Source organism: Marinobacter litoralis (genome assembly GCF_016427555.1).
In the GTDB taxonomy this organism is placed as follows: Bacteria; Pseudomonadota; Gammaproteobacteria; order Pseudomonadales; family Oleiphilaceae; genus Marinobacter; species Marinobacter litoralis_A.
On the sequence record NZ_JAELVS010000001.1, the window covers coordinates 786,231 to 810,226 of the forward strand.

Annotated in this window: 21 protein-coding genes; 6 read left to right on the plus strand and 15 right to left on the minus strand. The window is 54.3% G+C overall.

Going from position 1 to position 23,996, the window contains the following annotated elements:
- The 9 genes from JAO79_RS03515 to JAO79_RS03555 all read right to left on the minus strand — a co-directional run bounded on the left by JAO79_RS03515 (position 1) and on the right by JAO79_RS03555 (position 11,849).
- Positions 1–438, minus strand: coding sequence for a response regulator (locus JAO79_RS03515; protein WP_199005753.1), 438 nt, complete (start codon positions 436–438; stop codon positions 1–3).
- Positions 435–4,091, minus strand: a complete 3,657-nt coding sequence (locus tag JAO79_RS03520; RefSeq protein WP_199005754.1) for a PAS domain S-box protein — start codon at positions 4,089–4,091, stop codon at positions 435–437. Before JAO79_RS03520 ends, JAO79_RS03515 begins: the two co-directional genes overlap by 4 nt.
- Positions 4,084–6,330, minus strand: a complete 2,247-nt coding sequence (locus JAO79_RS03525; protein ID WP_199005755.1) for an ATPase, T2SS/T4P/T4SS family — start codon at positions 6,328–6,330, stop codon at positions 4,084–4,086. Before JAO79_RS03525 ends, JAO79_RS03520 begins: the two co-directional genes overlap by 8 nt.
- A gap of 16 nt (positions 6,331–6,346) precedes the next feature.
- Positions 6,347–7,486: a sensor histidine kinase gene (locus JAO79_RS03530; protein ID WP_199005756.1), complete on the minus strand. Its 1,140-nt coding sequence runs from the start codon at positions 7,484–7,486 to the stop codon at positions 6,347–6,349.
- Positions 7,470–8,138 (minus strand): GTP-binding protein, encoded by a 669-nt coding sequence (locus JAO79_RS03535; protein WP_199005757.1) that lies wholly within the window; start codon positions 8,136–8,138, stop codon positions 7,470–7,472. Before JAO79_RS03535 ends, JAO79_RS03530 begins: the two co-directional genes overlap by 17 nt.
- A gap of 8 nt (positions 8,139–8,146) precedes the next feature.
- Positions 8,147–8,674 (minus strand): response regulator, encoded by a 528-nt coding sequence (locus JAO79_RS03540; protein WP_199005758.1) that lies wholly within the window; start codon positions 8,672–8,674, stop codon positions 8,147–8,149.
- 2 nt (positions 8,675–8,676) lie between these two features.
- Positions 8,677–10,050 carry an HD domain-containing phosphohydrolase gene (locus JAO79_RS03545; RefSeq protein ID WP_199005759.1) on the minus strand — a complete coding sequence of 458 codons (1,374 nt, stop codon included), beginning with the start codon at positions 10,048–10,050 and terminating at the stop codon, positions 8,677–8,679.
- Complete coding sequence (locus JAO79_RS03550) at positions 10,043–10,906, minus strand: sensor histidine kinase (protein WP_199005760.1); 864 nt, start codon at positions 10,904–10,906, stop codon at positions 10,043–10,045. The genes JAO79_RS03545 and JAO79_RS03550 overlap by 8 nt, the downstream gene beginning before the upstream one ends.
- Before the next feature lie 541 nt (positions 10,907–11,447).
- Entirely contained in the window at positions 11,448–11,849 is a 402-nt protein-coding gene (locus JAO79_RS03555; RefSeq protein ID WP_199005761.1) for an acyl-CoA thioesterase, read from the minus strand.
- Between the two features lie 211 nt (positions 11,850–12,060).
- On the opposite strand from JAO79_RS03555, the gene JAO79_RS03560 reads away from it, so the two are divergent.
- From JAO79_RS03560 to phoU, 5 genes are all read left to right on the plus strand, one after another.
- On the plus strand, positions 12,061–13,110 hold the full coding sequence (locus JAO79_RS03560) for a substrate-binding domain-containing protein (RefSeq protein ID WP_199005762.1): 1,050 nt from the start codon (positions 12,061–12,063) through the stop codon (positions 13,108–13,110).
- A 107-nt stretch (positions 13,111–13,217) separates the two neighbouring features.
- Positions 13,218–14,606 carry a phosphate ABC transporter permease subunit PstC gene (gene pstC / locus JAO79_RS03565; RefSeq protein WP_199005763.1) on the plus strand — a complete coding sequence of 463 codons (1,389 nt, stop codon included), beginning with the start codon at positions 13,218–13,220 and terminating at the stop codon, positions 14,604–14,606.
- Positions 14,599–15,876, plus strand: coding sequence for a phosphate ABC transporter permease PstA (pstA, locus tag JAO79_RS03570; RefSeq protein WP_199005764.1), 1,278 nt, complete (start codon positions 14,599–14,601; stop codon positions 15,874–15,876). The genes pstC and pstA overlap by 8 nt, the downstream gene beginning before the upstream one ends.
- Positions 15,877–15,887: 11 nt before the next feature.
- Positions 15,888–16,775 carry a phosphate ABC transporter ATP-binding protein PstB gene (gene pstB, locus JAO79_RS03575; RefSeq protein WP_413785044.1) on the plus strand — a complete coding sequence of 296 codons (888 nt, stop codon included), beginning with the start codon at positions 15,888–15,890 and terminating at the stop codon, positions 16,773–16,775.
- 30 nt (positions 16,776–16,805) lie between these two features.
- The gene (gene phoU / locus JAO79_RS03580; protein ID WP_199005765.1) at positions 16,806–17,528 is read left to right on the plus strand and encodes a phosphate signaling complex protein PhoU; all 723 of its coding nucleotides are present in this window, start codon (positions 16,806–16,808) and stop codon (positions 17,526–17,528) included.
- A gap of 167 nt (positions 17,529–17,695) precedes the next feature.
- On the opposite strand, the gene JAO79_RS03585 is transcribed toward phoU, so the two are convergent.
- From JAO79_RS03585 to mnmH, 5 genes are all read right to left on the minus strand, one after another.
- Positions 17,696–18,061: a histidine triad nucleotide-binding protein gene (locus JAO79_RS03585; RefSeq protein ID WP_199005766.1), complete on the minus strand. Its 366-nt coding sequence runs from the start codon at positions 18,059–18,061 to the stop codon at positions 17,696–17,698.
- 41 nt (positions 18,062–18,102) lie between these two features.
- Positions 18,103–19,398, minus strand: a complete 1,296-nt coding sequence (locus tag JAO79_RS03590; protein WP_199005767.1) for an FAD-dependent monooxygenase — start codon at positions 19,396–19,398, stop codon at positions 18,103–18,105.
- 92 nt (positions 19,399–19,490) lie between these two features.
- The gene (locus tag JAO79_RS03595) at positions 19,491–20,045 is read right to left on the minus strand and encodes an aminoacyl-tRNA deacylase (protein ID WP_199005768.1); all 555 of its coding nucleotides are present in this window, start codon (positions 20,043–20,045) and stop codon (positions 19,491–19,493) included.
- A gap of 165 nt (positions 20,046–20,210) precedes the next feature.
- Positions 20,211–21,044, minus strand: coding sequence for a mechanosensitive ion channel family protein (locus tag JAO79_RS03600; protein ID WP_199005769.1), 834 nt, complete (start codon positions 21,042–21,044; stop codon positions 20,211–20,213).
- Between the two features lie 122 nt (positions 21,045–21,166).
- Complete coding sequence (gene mnmH / locus JAO79_RS03605; protein ID WP_199005770.1) at positions 21,167–22,276, minus strand: tRNA 2-selenouridine(34) synthase MnmH; 1,110 nt, start codon at positions 22,274–22,276, stop codon at positions 21,167–21,169.
- Between the two features lie 114 nt (positions 22,277–22,390).
- Between mnmH and JAO79_RS03610 the strand changes: the two genes are divergently transcribed.
- Complete coding sequence (locus JAO79_RS03610) at positions 22,391–23,050, plus strand: 50S ribosomal protein L11 methyltransferase (RefSeq protein WP_199005771.1); 660 nt, start codon at positions 22,391–22,393, stop codon at positions 23,048–23,050.
- Positions 23,051–23,535: 485 nt separating this feature from the next.
- Here JAO79_RS03610 and JAO79_RS03615 read toward each other — a convergent pair whose 3' ends face one another.
- Positions 23,536–23,916, minus strand: a complete 381-nt coding sequence (locus JAO79_RS03615; protein WP_199005772.1) for a VanZ family protein — start codon at positions 23,914–23,916, stop codon at positions 23,536–23,538.
- Positions 23,917–23,996 lie beyond the last annotated feature (80 nt).

Here is a 23,996-nt window from a genome sequence, read left to right on the forward strand (position 1 = left end):
TTATTTCTTCGTCCCCGGCAATTCAGTGGTTTCAGTCCAGTAATCCTTCAATGAGCGGGCAACTTGAAGCAACTCGCTGTATCTGGCCGGTTTGACGATGTAGGAACTGGCCCCTAGCTCGAAACACTTAACAATGTCTTGTTCGCTGGACGAGGTGGTCAGGATGATCACCGGAATGTGGCAAATCGCCGGGTCGGCCTTGAGATCGCGAATCACATCACGCCCGTTCGTACCTGGCATGTTCAGATCGAGTATGATCAGCTGCGGCAGCATCTGGGCGTGGGCAGCCTCTTTCAAGGCAGCCAACAGCGCATCGCCCTTATCAAACAGCGTGAGGAGCAAGGAGTCACCGCTCTCCTCGAAGGCATCCTGTATCAGCAGGAGGTCGTCAGGGTCGTCGTCAGCGATAAAGATTCGAACTTCAGATGGATGCTTCACTGTGATGGCATTCTCCCGCCAGATGTGGCAATTGGTGTTTGCTGCCTCGGAAAATGGACACGAAAGATCGCTCCGCTTCCGGGCTTACCCTCAGCCTCAATACATCCCCCGTGGCGTTCAATAATTTTACGGACAATTGCCAGCCCTATTCCGGTGCCTGGGTAATCGCTTCTGCTATGTAAACGCTGGAATGGCTGAAACACCCTGCCAGCGTATTTGGGGTCGAAACCAGCGCCGTTGTCTTCGACAACCAGCACCCACGCTTGGTCAGACGCCATTTCCGCATAAACTCGAACAATCGGCTGCGCATCAGGGCGCCGGAACTTGATCGCATTGCTTAGCAGATTTTGGAAAACCTGCCTGAGCTGGGATGGGTCCCCCATCATTTCCGGCAAGTCCGACACGTCAATACGGGCGTTACTTTCTGCAATGGCAGTTTCGAGATCGCCAAGGACTTCGTCAAGTATGCGATTGAGGTGACATTGTTGAAAAGGTTGCCCGCGGGTAGATATCCGAGAAAAAGAGAGCAGGTCTTTGATCAGAGTTTGCATTCGGTTGGCTGCACTTTCCATGCGCCGGAGATAATCCTGTTCTCGTTCGTCAAAGTTCTTGGAATTGCGCAGCAGTCGGTCACCGAATGCCTGTATCTTCCGCAGGGGTTCTTGCAGGTCGTGGGAAGCGACAAATGCAAAGTCTTGTAGTTCCCGGTTGCTTCGTTTCAGTTCTGCCATGCTGGCATCCCGCTCTTTTTCCGCCTGTTTACGCTCGTTAACACTACGGAAATAGATCGCCAACCCCTCTTCTGAAGGATAAACGTTGACTTCGAGCCAAAGATTCCTCGGCTCGAAGTAAGCCTCGAACGAAGCGGTTTCACCCGTTTCCATCGCCGCACGGAATTGCCGATGAAACTCAGAGTCGACTAGCTGCGGGTAGACCTTCAATGCACTTTTACCGATAGCCCGATGCCGTGGAACCGCTACCAACTGCTCGGCCTTTTTGTTAGCGAACGTGATTAGCCAATCTTTATCCAGAGTGAAAAAACCGTCGGTAATACTCTCGAAAATGGTTGCCTGGCGTTCGGCTAGTTTGCGGATCTGTTCCGTCGATTCTTTGCTTTCGGTAATGTCCTGAAAAGCTCCCTGGAGCGCGACAATCTCATCAGCCGCGCTCCTGACTGCTTGCCCCATTGCTCTGACCCAGCGCAATCGCCCCTTGGCGGTGACAATCTGAGCCTCAAGGTCAAACGGCAATCCCAGTTCGATGGCTCGCTGGATTGCCTCCTCGATTTTTGGTCGGTATTCGCTGGTGTAATAGGAAAGAGCCTTATCCAACTCTGGCGCTTCTCCACGGGGCAAATCATGAATGTCGCAGACGGCATTGGTCCAGATCGTCTGCCGGGAGTCTAAATTGAGCACCCACCCTCCTAGCCGCCCCAGTTTCTCGGCCATGCTGAGTAGATGATCCTTTTCCCTCAGTGCCTTCTGGATCGCCTTTTCACGAGTAATATCACGAGCCGAGCAGTGAATGCGATGGTTTTCCAGGGCAGCATTGAGACGCAGCCAACACAGATCGCCGTGTCTGTGGAATACCTGAATCTCCAACTCGTAAATCGGTTTTCCGCGCCACAGTTCGTCCATAGCGTTGGTGATCACATGGCGGTAGCCTGGGTGTATAAGGTCAAAATACGACCGACCGATGAGTTCTTCGCGGGAGTAGCCAAGCGCAGCCAGAAAGGCGCGGTTAACCTCGATAAACCGGTCCTGTGAGACAATACAGAACATCTCAGGCGTCAGTGAGAAGAAGGCCTCACGCTGCTTGGCAAGCTCTTCAGCTTTCAACTCGACTGTGACGTCACGACCTACACAAAAAAACGCGCCATCGTCCGACGATAGCCGTGCTTTCCAGTCGAGGGTGATAAGCTGGCCACCCCGGTGCCAGTAGCGATTACGCAGCTGGGAAACACCTCGGGAATCACCCTTCTGTAACTTCGATAAAAACCGCAAGGTTTTGTCCCAGTCCGCTTCATGGATAAATGTCTGGATAGGGCGGTTTTCCATCTCCTCCGGGGGAATACCCAGGATTCGGGTGCTGGCAGGGCTGACGAATCTAAAATTGCCTTCGCGATCGATACTGCATAACAGATCACTGGTGGAATCGATGATTCGCTGATTGCTTATCCGCAGTTCTTTCTCAAGCTCAAGGTGGTTTTCGAGTTCATGGTTGCTTTGCGCAAGCAACTTGTTTCGACTGGTCGCGATAGCACCGAACAGGTGGCTGACCATCAAAAGTGCGGTCATCACCAGCCCTCCAAACAGAATAAGCGTCGAAATCAGGTATTGGGCCAGGTAGCTCTCATGACGTGGGCGGGAGACCGTAAGAGTCCAGGCATCGTGAGGAAAGTCGATGTGTTTCCGTAACAAAATCTTTTGCTGCTCAGAAGAAATGTTGCCGCTATCAAAAAGTGTCCGCTCACCGCTAGACAGCCTCAGGTTAAAATCACCGGTCTCGCGATTCGAAAGCCGTTCCAGTGTTCGCTCTAGGTCGGCCAGGACCAGCAAGGACCAGTGCCGCTTATCGCTGAGCCTGATCGGCGCCGAGAAAAAGGCCCACGCCTGATCATCCGGGCCCCGAAAAATCCCGCTGGAATGCACCTCAGGCTTTCCGTGCTTGTGAGGGTGGTTATACCAATCACGAAATGCCGGAGTATCAAAGACATCACCAAGCCAGAAGCGAACGTTGAATTCCCGTGTTTCCAGGCGCTGTATCCCCATTCGGTGGTCCAGTATGGCAACCATCTCCAAGAAAGGGAGATCGCGAAAATAACTCGCTGTCTCTTGGCGCCACAAAGCCGCTGGGATACCGGCACCTTGATTTTCGAGGCGCTCTGCCATTCGGATTACACTGCTTAACTCATCTTCATAAAAATGCTCAATGGATTTAATTGTGCCATCAGCAATCAGGTTCGCTTGCCGGTCTAGTTCTTGAAGCTGTCGACTCAGGGAGACTTCCCAAATAACCAATGTAATGCCAATTCCAATGGCGCCAACCCAGAACACTGGCCGGAATAGTGAAGTAGGGCGAGTTCGATACATAGCCGGCAAAAACGGCACCAGGGCTCCAAACACCACGACGAGCATGGCCGTGGCAGCCTCAAGATTGGGCGTGATTGTCAACCCGGCCCAGAACGGCATAACCTCTCGCGGAACGATCAAATGAATTGCACCGCTAGTCACCACAACGAAGGTCAACACTGCAATTAAGGGGCGAGGCGGATGATCTTTCATTCCCAGAAGTGCTCCGAGACAACCGATAATAACCAGCGCGGGTAGGGCGGGGAGGGTAGACACAGAAGGTAAAGAAAGGCCGGCCCAACCTTCGGGAATAATGGTAACCAGAAGAAGCAATCCGGACAGTATCATGACGAACACGGTGCAGAGTTGTACCCACCGCTTTGCTGCAAAAGCGAATGTAAGAACCTCAGCCCCCATGGCCATGGTTACTGGGCCACCAAGCTCAACTAGCCCGGGAAGACCGTTGGATGCAATGCGTACGAATAGCTTTGCAGTGACTAGAGCCCCGAGTCCGAACAGGCTCAATCCGAGCGCCAGAAGAAGACACCACGCTAGCGCCTGTCGATTACGGAGGTCAGTCATATTGTTCCTGAGGGCCGAGCACACGGTAGATTTCTTCCGCCGTCGTCAGTTCTTGGGTCAGCTTTTCAAGTGCGTCGTCAAGCAGTACTTTCATGCCCTGATCTCGAGCCATGGTCTCAATTTGCATGGCACTCGCCCCTTCGGTGATGGCGATGCGCATTTTCCCGGTCATGGTGAGCACCTCGTGCAGCGCCACACGTCCTTTGTAGCCTTGGTGGCAGCGCTCGCATCCCTGTCCGTGATAGTGGATGAGATTCGTTTTCTCAAACGCCTCTCCTAATTGACGCAGGATTTCACGAGGCGGTTCCACCTGTACTTTGCAATGAGGACACAAGCGCCGAACCAGTCGTTGGGCAATAATGGCCTCCAATGCAGAGGCGAGGACAAACGGTTTGAGGTTCAGGTCCAGCAACCGCGCGACCGTAGCTGCTGCAGAGCTGGTATGTAACGTGGAATAAACAAGGTGGCCGGTCATGGCAGCGTGAAAAGCCACATCGGCGGTCTCGCTATCCCGAATCTCCCCAAGCAGGATCACGTCGGGATCCTGGCGTAGAATCGCTCTTAACACCGTTGAGAAATCCAGCCCGATCCGATCTTTCACCGGTACTTGCCCGGCCATGTCCACGTGGAATTCGACGGGATCTTCAATGGTCACGTAGTTACGCTCAGGTGTGGCGTTGTGCTGCAACAACGCATAAAGCGTGGTTGTCTTACCACTCCCGGTCGGCCCCGTGGCAAGGATGATGCCTTGGGGTTTGTCCACCACCTGGGTCAGCCGCTTCCGGTTGTGATCCGAAAGCCCCAACTGAGCCAGAGATTGGGCAGATGACTGCCTCTCCAGCACTCGCATGACGACTTTCTCGCCGTTGATGGTTGGCAATGTGGATATGCGAAGGTCAACAATTCGCATGGGGGTTTTCACGGTTATGCGACCATCCTGCGGCCGCCGGCGTTCGGTAATATCCAGTTCAGCCATCACCTTTATGCGCGACACCACCGACATCAGCAAACTGGTCGGAATGTGGATCTTGTCCTGAAGCACCCCGTCAATACGGTATCTGACAACCAGTGATTTGGTCCGGGGGTGGATATGAATGTCGCTGGCGCCCAGTCTCAATGCTTCCAGGATAATGCCATTGACCAGCCGGATAGCCGGTGGCTCTTCTGAGCTACCCAGAAGTTGCTCGAGGCTCTCGTTGTCGTCATCATCCAGAACGATCTCGATACCCTCGTAAGGGTCGTCGGTACTTATCTGAGTGGTCAGTTCCTCAATGTCGTTGCTTGGCTCGCCAAAGATCTCGGCCAGCTTTGCCTGCATCTGCCCGGCTTCAGCGAGCACCGGATGGATTGTGTAGCCGCTCATGAACCCAAGTTCGTCAATCAAGGTAATGTCCATGGGATCAACCATAGCCAGGCGGAGCCGCTTGCCCTGAACCCTCAGCGGCAGAATCAACTGACGCAAACACAGCGATTGGGGAACCAATGAAAGCAGACTGGGATCGACCTGGAATTCTCTTAAATCGAGTTCCTCAAACAACAGCTCATCCCGAAGCAGTTTGTGAACCTTTTTAAAGTCCAGCCAATCGTGTTTAAGCAGTTGCTTGACGACCGGAATCTTATGGTTCTGCATTTCCCGATGCAGTTGCTGAATTTGCTGAGCGTTCAACCAGCCCTTTTTGTGCAGCATAATGGCAAGCTGACTCCGGTTCGTGGCTCCCAGCTTGGCAACCGTTTCCAGGTCTTTGCTTTGCTGCTTGTTCTGCTGCTGTAACTTGTTCGTTTTCTGGATGAGCTCATACTGCTCCAGCGCAAGCGCAATGGTCAGTCTCAAATCGTCATCATTCCAGGGTTTTAGAATGAACCGGTAAACTGCGCCATCTTTGATAGAGCCCATCACCGCATCCGTGTTGGCATGGCCTGTGAGCATAATTCGGATGGTGTTCGGCCAGCGCTCGCGGACAGCTCGCAACAGTTCACTGCCCTTCATCCCCGGCATCATGAAGTCCGTCATGATGAGTTCGATTGGATTTTCTTCGAGTATGTTCAGGGCTTCACTAGCGCTGTTGGCAAAGAACAGTTCGTAGTTCTCCCGCTTGAAGACTCGTTTCAGGGCGGACAAAACATTGGGTTCGTCATCCACCAGCAATAGGCGATAGGGTTGTCGCTTGGCAGTACTTGCACATTCGTCAACCATGCTCTGAGCATCGCTGGTGAAAAGAGAGGCGTAGCGTTTTGCCATAGGGATCCTGATTGCGTTATGAGTTACGAGGCAAAAGCATGGTGACGCGGGTGCCGCGCCCCTCACGGCTGTCCAGCCGTAGCAGGCCTTTATGAGCCCTCAACGTATCCTGCGCCACTGTCAGGCCTAACCCTGTGCCGCTCCCTACAGGGCGACTGGTAAAGAAAGGGTCAAAGACTTGTTCCTGCTCGGTAGCAGGAATGCCGCACCCATTGTCCTGAATCACCACTGCGACGTTACCGTTGCTGTCCGTGGCGGTCTTGATGATGATCTTGCCACTCTCGCCGATTGCTTTGGCTGAGTTATCCAACACATTGAAAAAGGCTTCGGAAAGACGCGCCGGATTGCCGGGAATGTCTGGAATGTCACCAAAACGTTTGTCGATTACGAGTTCACGGTCGCTGTGACTTGTAAGCAACATGTGCAACGATGCTGTGAGCAGCTCGTTAATATTGCACTGAGTGTAATCAGCATGATCAATGCTCGAGAAAGTCTTCAGATCCGCAACAATTGTTGCGATACGACGCGACCCGTCGATCGACTCGTCGAGCAGGTCGCGAAAATCGGCGAGTAGCTCGAGGGTTTCCTGATCATCAGGCAACTTCGCTTCCAGCTCGTTCACATAGTCACTGGCGACTTTCAGATTGCTCTTGATAAAGCCAATGGGGTTATTGATCTCGTGAGCCACACCGGCTGCAAGCTGGCCTATCGCACGAGTCTTGGCGCTTTCGTACAGTTCCCTTTGCGCTTTCTGGATGGTTGCCACTTGCTCAGTGACACGTTCTTGAAGCTGGTCAGATAATGCCTTGTAGCGTGATTCAGATTCCTGAAGTGCCTTGTGTTTTTTCTGTAGTTCCGCGTAGCCCGCTTCAGTCGAGGTGCGGTGAACATTGGCCGCCAAGCGATATTTAGCAACAAAAAACAAGATAAAGCCGACGAGCTCTGCCATGGCGGCCAAAGTATCAGGATGGCAATCAGCGTTAAGCCAACCAACGGTTTCCAGGTTGAATTCAACGGGAACCGCACCCTCACTGAACGTCGCAGTTAGCTTTGCGTGACGGGCCCCCAGTTTAGCGAGACTTGTTTCAAGTCTCTTTATCTGAGAGGCGTCGAGCAGCTCACTTAGTGACGGGTCATCCTCAAACTGCCGCATCATGTCGTCTTGCACTCAGTCGGTTTACGAAGTCCGCTCGTTCAATGCCGTGGTTCAGTGATAGCCCGTGCTCCTTGTCAGCAACGCGGTACAATCGTTCAAGCAGAACACGAAAGGAATCGACGACGCCCTTGCCATTGATTGCGCTTGCCATTTGCAGAGGGGCCCATGGCGTGTGGCCCCATCGCATCTGCAATTCCTCCTCCTGCACGACTCCGGCCATATCACGCTTGTTAAACTGAATAGCCATGGGCAGAGTTTCGATGTCCAAACCTACTTTCTCGAGATTCTCCTCCAGATTGCCGAAAGCAATGGCATTGTTGTCTTGCTGGTTAGGTTGAGAGTCCGCGATGAACAGAATCCCGTCAGCCCGCGACAAGACCGCCTTTCGAGTGCTGTCATGCTTTACCTGACCGGGTACCGTGTAGAGTTTCAATCGCAAATCTAGACCGTGATCTGAGCGAAGCCCGATGGGCAGCATGTCAAAGAAAAGCGTTCGGTCGTCTTTGGTTTCCAGCACCATCAGTTCTCCCATGCGCTCGGGAGAAAGCTGATTGTGCAGCTGCATCAGATTGGTGGTTTTACCGCTCAGGGCCGGGCCGTAAAACACGACTTTGAGATTCAGCTTGTTTTGCTCGGGATTATATTCCGCCATATCGACCTTCAGAGTTCATCATCGATGATAATGGATCCATCCTTGTCCCGGCGCACCCGCGTGATTCCGGGGTTGGCCTGCTCAAGGCGGAGCAATTCTTCTTCGCGCTGACGTAGCAGGTTGTTTTGACGTTTTATCTGGTCCAGCAAGCGGCGATTTTCAATCGTGACCTGATATAGATCTACCGCCGAGCGCATCGCCGCCTGAATTTCATAGTCTTCCCAGGGTTTAGACAAAAACCGATATATCTCAGCTCGATTGATGGCAGTGATCATCGATTGGCGGTCACCATGCCCGCTCAACATCATCCGGATCGTATCGGGCTGTATTTGGCGAGCAAACTGCAAAAACGTGACCCCGTCCATCCCGGGCATTTTGTAATCTGAAACGATAACGCTGTAGCTGTGGGTTTGCAGCGCACTTATTGCGTCTTCGGCATCTGCGAACGCGTCTAATTGCCAGTCTTCTTTTCGCAACAAACGCTTAAGAGCCGTCAGAATATTGGTTTCATCATCCAATAGCAGAATACGAGTCATGGTTAACCGGCCTCTGGGTTTTTCTCGTCAGTATCTGTGAAAACGAACACCGTGTACCGGGTTCCTTCAGGTTCGCCTGCCTCGAAGGAAATCAGTTTTTCGATCAGCCGATCCGACAAAACTTTGCCTTTGTTCAGTAAGAGCATACCCGAGGCGGCATGGAGGTCTCGGGCGAGTACCATGCCCGGCTTGAGAGCATGGGTAAAGACTGTCTCCACCGAACTATCACTTGGTTCCTGATCTGCCTCGCTATGCTCCAGAAAACGGGCGAATGCTTCGCACAGATCTGGTGGGTAGAGGAGACTTTTTTGTCGTCGGATCACTTTGATAGCTTCGTCTCGTGCCAGTATGCGCCGGACAACCATGCCCGCCTGCAACTCAACAAAATCAACGGCCAAACGAATAACGCGCGAACCCAACGGTATTTCGTCTCCTTTTAAACCATCGGGATAGCCGCGACCGTCCCATCGCTCACGGTGATGGCGAATCAATGTAGCTGCTTCTTGCAAGGGGTCAAGAGCCATCAATAACTGCTCGCCGGCTTCCGGGTAGCGTTTGAAAAGCTTTTCCTGCTCTTTGGACAGGCTGTCCGAAGGGGTTCTCAGCATGTCGTCCGGCCAGGCCATTTTGCCAAGATTGTGCAAGGCAGCAGCCATTTCCAGGTCCCGCATGGCATCAGGACTCAAGCTCAGGGTGCTGGCAAACGACTTTACCAACGCACTGACTTCGGAATGGGTTTGCAGGTTCGGGGGCAGCCTTTGATTGAACAGGGATGCGAAGACTTCGGTCGTCGTTACATAACTTTTACGGAGTTCTGTCAGCGTTGCATCCAGCATATCAGCGGTCTGCCGTAATTCCTCGGTTCTGGCAGCCACTTTCTCTTCTAGTGATTGGTTGAGCGTTTTCAGCTCTTCGTTCTGTTGCCGTGTCACCTTGACCAAAGCCAGTCGGCGGCGCTCTGAAAACTGGAATGCAAGTGCCTGCCGTATCACCAGGCGCAATTCGTCATCGTCCCAGGGTTTGCTGATATATTGAAAAATCTTGCCATCGTTTATGGCCTGGATGGTAGAGCTGATATTGGCATAGCCAGTGAGAAGTATGCGGATGATCCATGGCCACCGGCGTCGGGCAGCGCTCAACAATGTTGGGCCGTCCATGCCCGGCATGCGGGCATCAGAGATGATCAGGTCTACCCGCTCTTTCTCCAATAAAGCGATTGCTGCGTCACCGGATTTTGCAGTCACCACTTCATATGGTTCTTGACGCAAGGTCCGCTGAAGACTGCGCAATACGTTCTCTTCGTCGTCAACGAGCAGCACACGTAGATTGCTTGGCAGCTCGAGATTTTGTGCTGCAGCGCCGGAAACGTCAGTCATCTGCAGGTTCCTGTGGTTGGTGGACCGGCAGCCGCACGCGGAAGGTTGTGCCTTGGCCGGGCGTGCTCGTGGCGCTGATCTCTCCACGATGTTTTTCAATAATGTTGAAGGATAGTGACAATCCCAGGCCCGTACCCTTACCCACAGGTTTTGTCGTAAAGAAGGGCTCGAATATTCGGTTGAGTGTGGTGGCGTCGATCCCGGGCCCTGTGTCTTCTACCTCAAGAATGACAAAGTCACCATCCCGCCAAGTGCTAATAGTGATAGTGCCAAAATCCTCAATGGCCTGTGCAGCGTTCACCAACAGGTTCATGGTCACCTGGTTCAGTTGAGAAATAATGCACTTTATTTTGGGTAGCTCCCCGAACGCTTTAACGATGTTTGCTTTGTATTTGAGTTCGTTATTTACCAAATTTAGCGTTGTGTCTATTCCGGCGTGTAGATCCGCATAGCGAAATTCTTCTTCTTCGGTATGGGAGAAATCTTTCATGGCTGCGATGATGGTTTTTACCCGCTCGATGCCTTCTTTGGATTCCGCCAACAAGTCTTCGAGATCGCCCCTCAGGAAGTCGTAATCTATGCTCTTTCGAATTTGATGAAGGTCCTCGATTGAAGCTGCCGACTCGACGGCATCGGTCAAGCGAAAAAGGTCGGACAGGTACTCGCCCAGGCTCTGTAGATTTGAATACACGTAGCCAACAGGATTATTGATCTCGTGGGCTACACCGGCCGCAAGTTGGCCAATGGCCGCCATTTTCTCAGAATGTAAAAGCTGACGATCTATGTGCTCACGGTGTCCAGGCGGGTTTTCTGCCGGCTGATTTGTGTTTGGCGAGTATTCTGAATTTTCAGTCATTTCTTAACCCGGTTCGTCAAGTTCTTTCGATTGTCTGAGGGAGTACACGGATCTATCTAGCCCACCAAAAGCGTTGTTATTTTCGAGATATTCCGGCTTGCGCACCAACGACCTAGCCATGACTTGATATCATTTTCGGGGGTCGATTTGACGTATTGAAACCCTTGAATCGTGTCTACATTCAGAAATTGAGGAATTAGTAGTCTGTGCGGTCGTCTCGAATTGCTGCGCAGCAAACACACTGATTCAGGGGCGAGGCTACCATTGAAGATTTGGTCAAGCCCATCGATCCCCGTAGACAAGCGTTTCACGGTAGCTTTCCCTAAATATCTCTTGCGATGCACAATATGGTTGTTATTGATTAGGGAGCGTAGAACATACAGGTGCGGGCGGCAACTATCCAAAAGGACCAGTGCTTACAGGATGAACTGCTTTTGTCAGGTTGGTCGCCCACAGAGGGAATAGCCTTGCGGATATACCTTTTTGTCAAATCACTCGCGTGACTCAGGGGCAGGGCAAGGCTTCGACGGTCGATCGTTTATTACGGTTGGTCTGGCACTTCCCGAATGCGCCCCTGATCATCAATCGCCACATAGACAAATAAGCCTTCGGTGACCTTTCTCGGGGTTTTGGCGAAGCGGTCCAGCATCCACACTTCCACATTGATCTTCATGGAGCTGCGCCCGATGTCCACCAATTCACAATAGCAGCTTACCTGGGAGCCCACGCGCAGTGGCGACAGGAATTCCATCCGGTCCATGGCGACTGTCGCGCTGCGGCCACGGGAAATTCGCCCGGCCATGGTAGCGGCGGCAATATCCATTTGCTTGACCAGCCAGCCGGCAAATACATCGCCATTCGCATTGGTATCGGAAGGAAGTGGCACTACCTGAAGGGTCAGTTCGCCGCGGGGGTTCGGTTTATCATCATCAAACGCTGTCATGAGTTGGCCTGTTACTGCTTATGTTATGAGTTGTTTTGACAGCATGGTAACGCCGTAGCAGCGGTCTGCAAGCATATTCGACCAATGGTGGTCATAGTGCGAAGCAATATTAATCAAACGTTGTAACAAAGTTGTCACAGAGTCTCCTTAGGATGCAGTCATCGAAGAACGAAATGCGTACACAGCGTCCACCCATATTGGAGACAAATACGTGATGAAACTGAAATCAGCTCTGACGTCTGTTGCTTTGGCAGGAAGCCTTGCCGCCGTGTCGGTGCCAGCCATGGCCCGCGATACCGTGAACATTGTCGGCTCCTCGACGGTCTACCCGTTTGCGACCGTGGTGGCCGAGCGTTTTGGTCGCAACACCGATTTCCCGACACCGAAACTTGAATCGACCGGTTCGGGTGGTGGCTTGAAATTGTTCTGCGCCGGTATTGGCACCCAGCATCCGGATATTACCAACGCATCTCGTCGCATGAAGAAGAGCGAATTCGAGATGTGCCAGAACAACGGGGTGAAAGACATCACCGAAGTGAAAATCGGCGCTGACGGCATTGTGATTGCCAACTCCAAAGATGCGGATCAGATGGATCTGAGCCTGCGCCAGGTGTTTCTGGCTCTGGCCAAGGAAGTCCCGGACCCGAAAGGTGGCGACAAGCTGGTTGCCAACCCTTACCAGAAGTGGAGCGACATCGACGCCAGTCTGCCGAACAAAGAAATCAGCGTAATGGGCCCGCCTCCAACCTCCGGTACCCGCGATGCGTTCGTTGAAATTGCCATGGAAGGTGGCTGTAAGACCTTCGATTTCATCAAGGCGATGGGCAAGAAAGAGATGCGCAGCGTGTGCCACAGCATGCGTGAAGACGGCCTGTTTGTTGAAGCCGGCGAGAACGACAACCTGATCGTCCAGCGCCTGGCCCAGGATAAAGACACTTTGGGCATCTTCGGCTACAGTTTCCTGATGGAAAATGCCAGCCAGATTCAGCCAGCTACGATCAACGGTGTTGAGCCGACGCCGGATAGCATTGCTGATGAAGACTACCCGGTCGCCCGGTCGCTGTTCTTCTACATCAAAAGTGCTCACGTGAGCGTGATTCCGGGTATCAAGGAATACGCCGAAGCGTTCACCAGTGAAAGTGCTTGGGGTGACAACGGCTATCTGGTGGATGTTGGCCTGATTCCGAACCCGCGCAACGTGCGCATGGAAGTGGCCAAAAAGGTACGCAACCTGACGCCGATGACCGGTAACGAACTCTGAGCATCGCTCAGAATCATCAAGGAAGATGAGAGAATGCGAACCGAGAGGTTCGCGTTCTTTTGTTGTATCTGACAGAAACTAATTATTCACCTAACACAGAGAATTCTATGCAAACGGCCAATCTATTGCCCCTGATTCTGGTGATTGCCGTCATAGCCTATGGATTGGCGTACATGCGGTCGCGAACGGTTGCTGGCCCGATGGGTGGTATCCGTAACCTCAAGGCATTGCCCTTTTATTACGCTGCCCGGGCAGCATTGTGGTGTGCCATTCCCGCCTTGATTGTTCTGAGCGTTTGGGCTGCGTTTGAAGGCAAGGTCATTCAGAATCTGGTCGTGGGCTCGTTGCCGACGGAGCTGCTGCCGCAATCGGCGGGCGAGGCCAGTTTGATTATGTCCCAGATCAACAACGTCGCCGCGGGTAAGCTGAACCCGGATTTTGTGCCGGCAGACGTGGTCAGTGCCGCCGATAAACTGGGCGCTTTGAAAGCCCAGAGCAGCCAGTTTAAAACGGTTCTGGTGGTGTTGATTGCCGTGCTTGGTGCCGCTTTTGCCTGGAGCCGGGTGCAGCCGCAGATTAACGCCCGGGAAAACGTTGAGCGGACACTCCGGTGGATCTTCTTCGCCTGTGCGGCGGTGGCGGTACTGACCACGGTGGGCATTGTCTTCTCCGTGATTTTCGAAACCGTCCGCTTCTTCGGCAAGGTGCCGATTACTGAATTCCTGTTTGGTACCTCCTGGAGTCCGCAAACGGCACTTCGCGCCGATCAGGTGGGCTCGGACGGCGCCTTTGGCATTATTCCTTTGTTTACCGGCACCTTGCTGATCTCCGCGATCGCTCTGCTGGTGGCGGTGCCAACTGGCCTGTTGTCTGCGGTCTACTTGTCTGAATACGCCTCGAAATCGGCCCGCTCCGTCATCAAGCCGCTTCTGGAAATGCTGGCGGGCGTGCCGACGGTCGTTTACGGTTTTTTTGCCGCGTTAACGGTAGCGCCCTTTATCCGGGACCTGGCTGAAGCCGTCGGGTTAGAGGCGTCTTCCCAGAGTGCTCTGGCAGCGGGTCTGGTGATGGGCATCATGATTATCCCGTTTGTGTCGTCGCTGTCGGACGACGTGATCAACGCAGTGCCCCGCACTCTGCGCGATGGTTCCCTTGCGCTTGGCGCAACTCAGTCTGAAACCATGAAGAATGTGATTTTCCCGGCGGCCTTGCCCGGCATCATGGGCGGGATTTTGCTGGCGGCATCACGGGCGATTGGTGAAACCATGATTGTGGTCATGGCCGCGGGCCTTGCCGCCAACTTGACCGCCAATCCGCTGGATTCGGTCACCACCGTCACGGTTCAGATTGTCACGCTGCTGACCGGCGACCAGGAATTCGACAGCGCCAAGACCCTGGCAGCCTTCGCTCTGGGCATGATGCTCTTCATTATGACCCTGGCCCTCAACATGATTGCCCTGAAAGTGGTTCGCAAATATAGGGAACAATATGACTAATCAACGCACGCAGGCGGAAATTGTCCGCCAGTCGCTGAAGCGACGCTACCGCAAGGAGCGCAGGTTCCGGCTTTATGGCATGACCGCCATCGCCGTTGCGCTGCTGTCTTTGGTGGTGCTGTTCACCGATATCATCGGCAAGGGCTACACCGGTTTCATCAAAACAACGATGACGCTGGAGGTGGTGCTGGATGGTGAGCAGATGTATCTGGACGATCCGACGGATAAAGACCAGATCGCCATGGCGGACTTCCAGGCGCCGATCATCGCGGCCCTGCAGCGCTATTTCCCGGAGGCGCAGTCCAGAAAGGACGTTCGTGAGCTGAGCCGGTTGTCCGGAAACTACGCCAGCAACCAGATCCGTGATTTGTTGCAAGCGCAGCCGGACTTGCTGGGCTCCACCCAGACGCTGGAGTTTCTTGTGCACGATACCGTGTCGGTGTACGTCAAACATGCCGACAACCCGGCCTACAGCATTCGCCTGTCCGAGCAGCAGCAGCGCTGGGTGGATGAACTGGTGGAACAAGGCGTGGTTTCAACCAGCTTCAACGACGTGTTCTTCAGTCGGGGAGATTCCCGGGAGCCTTCCAACGCGGGCATTCTCGGGGCCATCGTGGGGTCGCTGCTGACCATGGTGGTTACGCTGGTGATCGCCTTCCCGACCGGGGTGGCTGCGGCGGTGTATCTGGAAGAGTTTGCTCCGCAAAACAAACTGACCGATTTCATCGAGGTGAACATCAACAACCTGGCCGCCGTGCCGTCGATCATTTTCGGCTTGCTCGGCCTGGCGGTGTTTATCGGTGTGTTCGGCATGCCCCGGTCGGTGCCGGTGTTGGGTGGTTTGGTATTAGCGTTGATGACCCTGCCGACCATCATCATTTCCAGCCGGGCGGCCATCAAGAGTGTTCCGCCGTCTATTCGTGAAGCGGCGGAAGGCATCGGTGCCTCCAAAATGCAGGTGGTTCTGCATCACGTCATTCCGCTGGCGATGCCCGGCATGATGACTGGCTCCATTATTGGTATGGCGCAGGCGTTAGGCGAGACGGCACCTTTGCTGCTGATCGGGATGGTGGCGTTTATCGTCGAAGTGCCGGACGGCTTCTTCAGCTCTGCCACTGTGCTTCCGGTGCAGATTTATCAGTGGGCCAGCAGTGCCGAGCAGGGGTTCGTCGAACTGGCCTCCGCCGGCATCATGATTTTGCTGGCGTTTATGATTTCCATGAACGGTTTGGCCATTTGGTTGCGTAAACGTCTAGAGCGCCGGTGGTAAGGAGTACAGCGATGAACAGTATGAATGCAACAGCGATACGTACCGAGAATATGTCTGAAAAGGTGGCTAAGCCCGTGATTAATGAACAACCGGAAAATGCAGTGATAACCGAAGGCACCACCGTAGGCCAGCCTTTTTCCGACGATCCGAAGTTCAAGCTGCGCAATGTGGAAGTGTTCTATGGCGAGAGTCCGGCGATCAAGAACATCAGCCTGGATATCGGCCGGAATGAGGTGATTGCGTTTATCGGGCCGTCAGGCTGCGGTAAATCCACCTTTTTGCGTTGCCTGAACCGGATGAACGACAGCATCGATATTTGCCAGGTGAAAGGTTCGCTGATGCTCGACGATCAGGATCTCTACGACCCCAAACGGGATGTAGTGGAATTGCGTGCCCGGGTTGGCATGGTGTTCCAGAAACCGAACCCGTTCCCGAAATCCATCTACGACAACGTGGCTTACGGCCCGCGGATTCACGGCTTGGCGAACCGCAAATCAGACCTGGACGACATCGTTGAAAACAGCCTGCGCAAAGCCGGGTTGTGGGATGAGGTAAAAGACCGCCTGGATGCCAGTGCAACCGGTATGTCCGGCGGCCAGCAGCAGCGGTTGTGCATTGCCCGTGCGATTGCGGTGAGCCCGGAAGTGATCCTGATGGACGAACCCTGCTCGGCTTTGGACCCCATTGCGACCGCGAAGGTAGAAGAGTTGATCGCCGAAATGTCGGAGAGCTACACCATCGTGATTGTAACCCACTCGATGCAGCAGGCAGCCCGGGTTTCAGATCGTACCGCTTACTTCCACCTTGGCCATCTGGTCGAAGTAAACGACACCGACAAGGTGTTTACCGCCCCTGATCACCAATTGACCGAGTCCTACATTACCGGTCGTTTCGGTTAAACCGGTCTGGCACAGCTGGAGAAAGAAAGCATGTCCAACTCAAAAGATGACGTATACGGCGACCACATTTCCGCCAAATTCAATGACGAACTGACCGAACTGAAAACCCAGTTTCTGAACATGGGCGGTATGGTGGAGAGTCAGGTTGAACAAGCCATTGAGGCCCTCACCGATAACAACAGCCAACTGGCCGAAGATGTCCGGCAGAACGACAAAACCGTTGACCGCATGGAAATGGACCTCGACGAAGAGGCCATTTTGGTCATCGCCCGTCGCCAGCCCGCGGCGCGAGATCTGCGTTTGGTGATTTCGGTGATCAAGATGGTGGCTGACCTAGAGCGGGTGGGCGATGAAGCAAAAAAGATCGCCAAAATGGCGATCAAGCTGTCCGAAGAAGGACAGGCACCGCGTGGCTACGTGGAAATCCGCCACATCGGTAAGCACGTGCAAAGCATGCTGCACGATGCGCTGGACGCGTTTGCCCGGTTGGATACCGATCAGGCATTACGCGTTATGAAAGAAGACAAGCAAGTCGATGAAGAGTATCAGGCCGCCGCGCGGGCTTTGCTGACCTTCATGATGGAAGATGCCCGTAATATCACGCGTTGCATGATGGTGATGTGGGTGTTGCGCGCTTTGGAGCGCATTGGCGATCACGCATGTAACATTGCCGAGCACGTGATTTTCATGGCCAAAGGTGAAGACGTGCGGCACGCATCCATGGAAGAAGCTGAGCGGGTGCTTGGGCGCTGAAGTCTGGGGCATCGAGCTGGGAGGCGGGCTTTAACTGAAGCCTGAAGCAAGTGGGCCGGTGGTGCTGTTCGGGACTATCTTTCGCCAGGGATGGCGAAAGCTAAGCGCGCAGGGATGCCTTGAGCGTGTCCCGAACAGCACCACCGGCCCGCTTGCTTACTCCAATATCAGGCCTGCTTCATCTTGTCGGTATACGGCGGCCAGCCCAGTGGTTTGCCAGCCAACAGGTGCAGATGGATATGGAACACCGTCTGCCCTGAGTTCTCGCCGCAGTTCATAACTACCCGGTAGCCATCGTCGGCAAAGCCCATTTCCTTGGCCAGCTTTGCGGCCACCCAGTACAAATGGCCCACCACTTCCCGGTCGCCTTCTTCGATGTCGTTGATCGTCGCGATGTGTTTCTTCGGAATAATCAGCAAATGCACCGGCGCTTGCGGGTTGATGTCCTTGAACGCCAGGGTCAGGTCGTCTTCGTAAACGATGTCGGCCGGGATCTCCCGGTTGATGATCTTGGTAAAGAGTGTTTCAGACATAATGGCTCCTTGGTTGTTCTTTGAGTCCGTTGGGTGTCGGTTTAAAGCCAGTTTGGCATAGGTAAACGGTTGCTGATTTCCCGAAATATCGCCGGCGGCTGACTGTCCAGCCCCATCGCGTAGCGTGCCACTTTGTTGCGAGCGAAGGGTAGGGCGCGGGCTGCACCAAGGCCCAGGTTGCGGGCCAGGTGCAGCGGCGGAATGGTGTTGCTGAACAGGTGATAAAACAGATCCATGGCCAGCATCATGCGCCGGTTGGCCGGGCGGCGCTGTTGTTCATATAGCCCCAACCAATGTGCGCTGGCCAGATCATCTCCGCCGCGGCGCGCTTCTTTTAACATCCCCTGCAAACATTCAGCGTCCTGAAAGCCCAGATTCACCCCTTGGCCCGCCAACGGGTTGATGGTGTGGGCGGCATCGCCGGTGAGTACCACCCGGCCCGAATAATAGTGCTTGGCGTGTTGTCGTGCGATGGGGAAGCTGCCGCGCTCTTCAACATGGGTTAAGGGTGGCAGTTCCTGGGGGAACGCTTTTTGAATTTCGGCCATCAACGCCTCATTGCTCAGGCTTTTCAGGCGTGCAATCTCAGCGGGAGAGTCGTACCAGACCAAAGACCCGCGACTTTCACCCGGATACTGGGCTCCGGCGCTATACAAGGGTAAGAACGCTCGGGGGCCGGAAGGATAGAACCCCTGCCAGGTGATGTCCTGCACGTTGCCTTGGTAGCGCACGGAAATGATCATGGCCTGTTGGCTGTATTGATCTTTGGTGATGCCGATGCCGGCCATGTCCCGGACTCTCGATTGGCCGCCATCGGCACCAATCACCAGCGCTGCCGTCAGCTCTTGGCCGTTCTCAAGCGTCACCGTGGCCTGTTTTTCGGTTTGGCCAATACCGGAAACACCGTGGCCTGCCAGTATAGAAACGCTGGGTTCTGCCTCTGCCGCTTGCCATAGTCCATTCTGGGTTACGGAGTTTTCCACAATGTGGCCCAGATGTGTGGCACTCAACCCGTCGGCGGTGAACTCAACGTGATTGGCGGTTCTGGGGAGCAGTTTGCTCAAGGGGTGGGGCGCTTCGTCCCAGACTGCGAGCCTGCGGTAAGGCGTGGCTCGCATCGCGAGTATGTGATCCCAGGCTCCGAGGCTTTGCAAATAGGCTTCGCTTCCGGCACTGAGCGCAGACACGCGAATATCGGGAGCGGCCTCCGGGTCGAACGCCGGCGCCGGAGCGCGATCCACCATGGCTACATTGAAGCCCTCGCGCCCCAGGCCGGTGGCAAGAGCGGCGCCGACCATACCGGCGCCGACGATCACAATATCAAAAGCTTGAGTCATATCGGGTTCCTGTCTGATGCCCACAGTTTACGCGAAGGCAAAGAACAGACAAGCGATGGAACGCAATCGACTCCGTCGGTTAATGAAAGCGGTCAGCCGGTTATACCGGTTACCCGTTGGCGTGACGGTTCAGTGGATTGCTGGCGCCCTTTGAGCATCCAGGCCGGTTTTTGTGCACCCGGCTTTTTGAAACCGCGAGTCAGCACCAGCGGCTGCACTAGATTCAGAAAATCTCTGGTCTTCATATGCAGGGTTTCGGTATGGCTGCCCGCGGCGAACGCCAGGTCTTCTTGTTCGGTCAGTGCTTCAGCGCAGTAGACGGTCATGTCGAAAAGGTTGCCGAAGGGCGGCATGGCTCCTACTTCACAGTTAGGAAAACGATCCTGAAAGGTTTGTTCGTCGGCGAGATCCACGAAGTCCGTATCGAGAATGCTGGACAGACTGTCCCACCTAATGCGCCACGTGGCTGGCATCACCAGCATGGCCATTTTGCCATCGAGCTCGAGAATGACGGTTTTAGCCACTTTGTCGCCGGCAATCTGTACGTGGTGAGCAAGTTCCTGTGCGGTGAAGGCGGGAGGGTGATTGAGGCACATGTATTCGGTGCCGGATTGGTCCAGGAAATCTTTAAGCTGTTGTACTGGCATAAATACAACCTCCTGACAGTACGGACAGGATTGTAGAGCCTTCCGAAAAAAAATCCCGGGCCGGCTCCGGTAGCAGGCAGAGCATTGTTTGCCCGCCTTACCGACAGCTTAGCCCAGGATTTTTGCTTTGCGAATAATCGTTCGCCCGGTGTGACAGGGTTCCGATTAATCGGCTTTGATCATGTGTACATCGCGCTGCGGGAACGGAATAGAGATGCCTTCCGCATCAAACGCTTTCTTCACACGTTCTTGCATGTCCCAGTAGAACGGCCACAGATCCGCAGAGTTGGTCCAGGCGCGAACCTTCAGGTCAACAGAGCTGTCACCCAGCCCACCGACAACGATGAGTGGTTCCGGATCTTTCAGAGCACGCTCGTCTTCTTCGATCAATCGCTTGCAAATGGCTTTCGCTTTGTCGATGTCGTCGTCGTAACCGATACCGAACGTCATATCGCAGCGTCTGGTTTCGTAAACGCTCATGTTGGTCAGGCTGGAATTGGACAGATCACCGTTGGGGATTACGATGCGACGGTTATCGAAGGTGTCCACAATGGTGTAAAGAATGCTGATTTCGCGCACAGATCCCATAAAGCCCTGAGCCTCAATGACATCGCCGACTTTGAAAGGCTTGAAGATCAGGATCAATACGCCGCCAGCAAAGTTGGCGAGGCTGCCTTGCAGTGCTAAACCAACGGCCAGACCGGCGGCACCAATAATCGCCACAAACGAGGTGGTGGCAATGCCGACCATCGAGGCGACGGAGATCAACAGCAGGATTTTGAGGATTGCGCCGATCAGGGCACACAGGAATTTATTCAGGGTGGGGTCTTTCTTGCCGAGTTTGTTGTCCAGAATGGTCACAAAACGGTTGATCACCCACAGGCCGATGATCAGCGTGATAATGGCCAAGAGTACTTTCGGGGCATAGGCCATAACCATCGCGATGCCTTGCTCCAGTAACTCGGAAGCTTTGCCGCTATCGCTGAAAAGTTCTTCCATAGAAACGCTCCTTAACTTTGGGTGCTTGAAAAAGCTGGGTAACTTGCTGTCTTAACAGACTTAACCTGCTCCAGTATAGGTAGGTATCCTAGAGTCAGCGAACCGCGTGATGCAAATCCGGCTCAGTTTGGCAGAAGGTTGTGATGAGATTGGGCGTACTCGATGATCTCGCGAGGGCCGCCACGTACCAGTATCCGGCCTTGTTTCTGGCTAAGCTGGTAGTCGTACATCGGGTCGTAATAGTCGTTGAGCAGATTTTCAATCCAGCGGTCGTGTGCGGCAACGCACCCTTTTTCCTGTTGTTCCAGCGCCTGTTCCATCTGAGTGCGTAATTGCTGATGCCGTTCACCGCCCAAGCGCTTACGGATGCGGTCCAGCGCACTGAGCAGGTATTCCCGGAAATTCAGCCAGCCGGCTTCTTCTCCGTCGCGAGCGACGTAATCGGCCAGCATGTTTTCCACGTAATCGGCCCGGATGATGGCGATGCGCTCTTCCATCGGCTGTTCCAGAATCAGCAAGCCGGATTCGCTCATTCTGGCGCGCAAGCGTTCAGGCATGGCGCAACGCCCGATCAGGCGGCTTTCGTCTTCCAGATAGACCGGACCGCCGATCTTGTGGTGGGCCTTCAGCATGGCCACTGCCAAGTGGTTCTCGAAGTCGATTTGGGAAGGCTGAGGGCTGACTTGCCGGCCAAAGCTTGAGCCTCGGTGATTGGCAAGCCCTTCAAGATCGACGGGATTGGGGAGGTCGAGCAGAACCCGGGTTTTACCGGTGCCGGTGCGGCCGCTGACCACCTGAAAATCCTGCTTTTCGATGAGCGCATCGAGGCTGTCGATCAGGAATCGACGCAGGGCTTTGTAACCGCCTTTGACCAGAGGGTAATCAATACCCGAATCCTTGATCCACTGCTGGGTCAGGCGTGAACGCAGGCCGCCACGGAAGCAAAACAGATAGCCGTCCGGGTGTTGGGTGGTAAAACGCTTCCAGGCTTCGATTCTTTGAGCCTTTAGGTCGCCGGACACCAGTTGGTGACCAAGTTCGATGGCCTTGTCCTGTCCTTTTTCCTTGTAGCAGATGCCGATTCGGTGGCGTTCTTCGTCGTTCATCAGGGGCGCGTTGACGGCACCGGGAAAGCTGCCTTTGCCGAATTCAATCGGCGCCCGCACATCCATGAGCGGCACATCGTTCAGGAACAGGTTCAGGTAATCATCGGTATCGGGTCTGCTGGCCATGTCCTCGGTTCACTGTGGTTTTGAGTGAGCCGGCAGTATACCGGACTGCCATTATCCCGACATCATGGCTAAGGGTACAATGTCGTCCGTTTTTGTACCTGAACAGGATCTATGATGACGCCAGAACATCTCAACCAACACCTTCGTAAGACCTTGAGCCGGGGGCGCGTTGCGGAATCGGCACCGGCGGGTTGCCCGAGTATGCCGCTGTATCTGTTTGATCCAACAGTGCTGGAAGGCCCGCTTAGTCACGATGAAGCGCAAGCGGTGGTTGCCGAGCCTGCTTATTGGTCATTCTGTTGGGCCAGCGGTCAGGTGCTGGCACAGTGGATTCTGGATCATCCAGAGCTGGTGCGTGGCAAAACGGTGCTGGATTTCGGGTCCGGATCAGGGGTGGTGGCGGTTGCCGCGGCCAGGGCGGGAGCCGACCGCTCGATCGCTTGCGATATTGATCCGGCCGCGCTGGATGCGGCAGCCGCCAATGCAAGGTTGAACGGTGTGCATGTGGAGCTGTGTGACGATTGGGCAAATAGGCCGCAACATCTGGATCTGGTGACCGCGGCCGATGTGCTCTACGACCCTGAAAACCGGCCGCTCTTAACCGCTTTCCAGGCCGCGGCGAAACAGGTGCTGCTGGCAGATTCCCGGGTGAAGGATCTGGGCAATGCCGACTATGTTCGCCAAGGCATGGTTGAGGCACGAACCTGGCCAGACCTGAATGAATTCGAGGAGTTTAATAAGGTTCGGATCTATCTGGCAGAGGGTAGGGGTTAGCAAGCGGGGTATCCGAAAAAATAAAGGGCGACTCGAAAGCCGCCCTTTACAGGTACTGAACCGCCATCCTGAGCAGTTCACAGTCGGAACAAATAGCGCGTCCTTGCGCGGTGAGCAACAGCCTTGTTGCTGGATCCTTTGCCTTTCCCTGGTGCCGGCGTCCGAGCCGGCAATCCAATTCGGTTTCCCTTAAGCGAAGCGTCCGTGTGTCCTTGCTTCTCCCCTCAATCCTTGTGGGGGTGCGTCCTTTGCGTCGTCCATTTCCCTGTCATCCCTGACGAGAAACACTATACCAAGGCTTTTGTTGCAAGCCTGTGACCCGGGCACGAAAAGTTGGATCTGTTTTAGGTGAATTGCCAAAAAATTACGTAAAATTAATGGCTTATGAGTATTTTTCGGTGCGTGAAGATAAGCTGCGCACGCCATGAAGCCGAAAGTTCTTACGGCCTTGTGAGATATATCGCACAAGCATTCGGGCTTTTGTCTTACGTGGTTGCCCCGACGCGGCGAATGCCGGGCCAAGGCAGCATGCCGATGGCAATGCCCAAGGCGTCGGCCAGCACATCCGCTAACGAGAAGTCCCGATACGGCAAGGTTGCCTGGATTGCTTCAAGAGCGAAGCCGAAACTCAGTAATGCCGGTACATACCAGTAAAAACCGAGGCGTGGCCAGGCCAGTCGTGTGACGATGGTCAGCTCGGCAAAGGCGATCAAGTGATTGATCTTATCGTTGGCCGAAGACGGGATGGGGTAGCTTTGGCTGGTGGTCGCCAGATACAGGATAGCCGCGAGAGAGAGGAAGAATACGGTCTGCCAAAGCCGGGTTTGGCGCAAGAGTGAATCAAGGAGTTGTCGAAAACGACGCATAGGGAAATCCGAGAGTAGTTGCAGGCTGTGGGATCGTGCCTGACATGATATGCTTTGCGCCCCGTTATTGTCATGGCAGC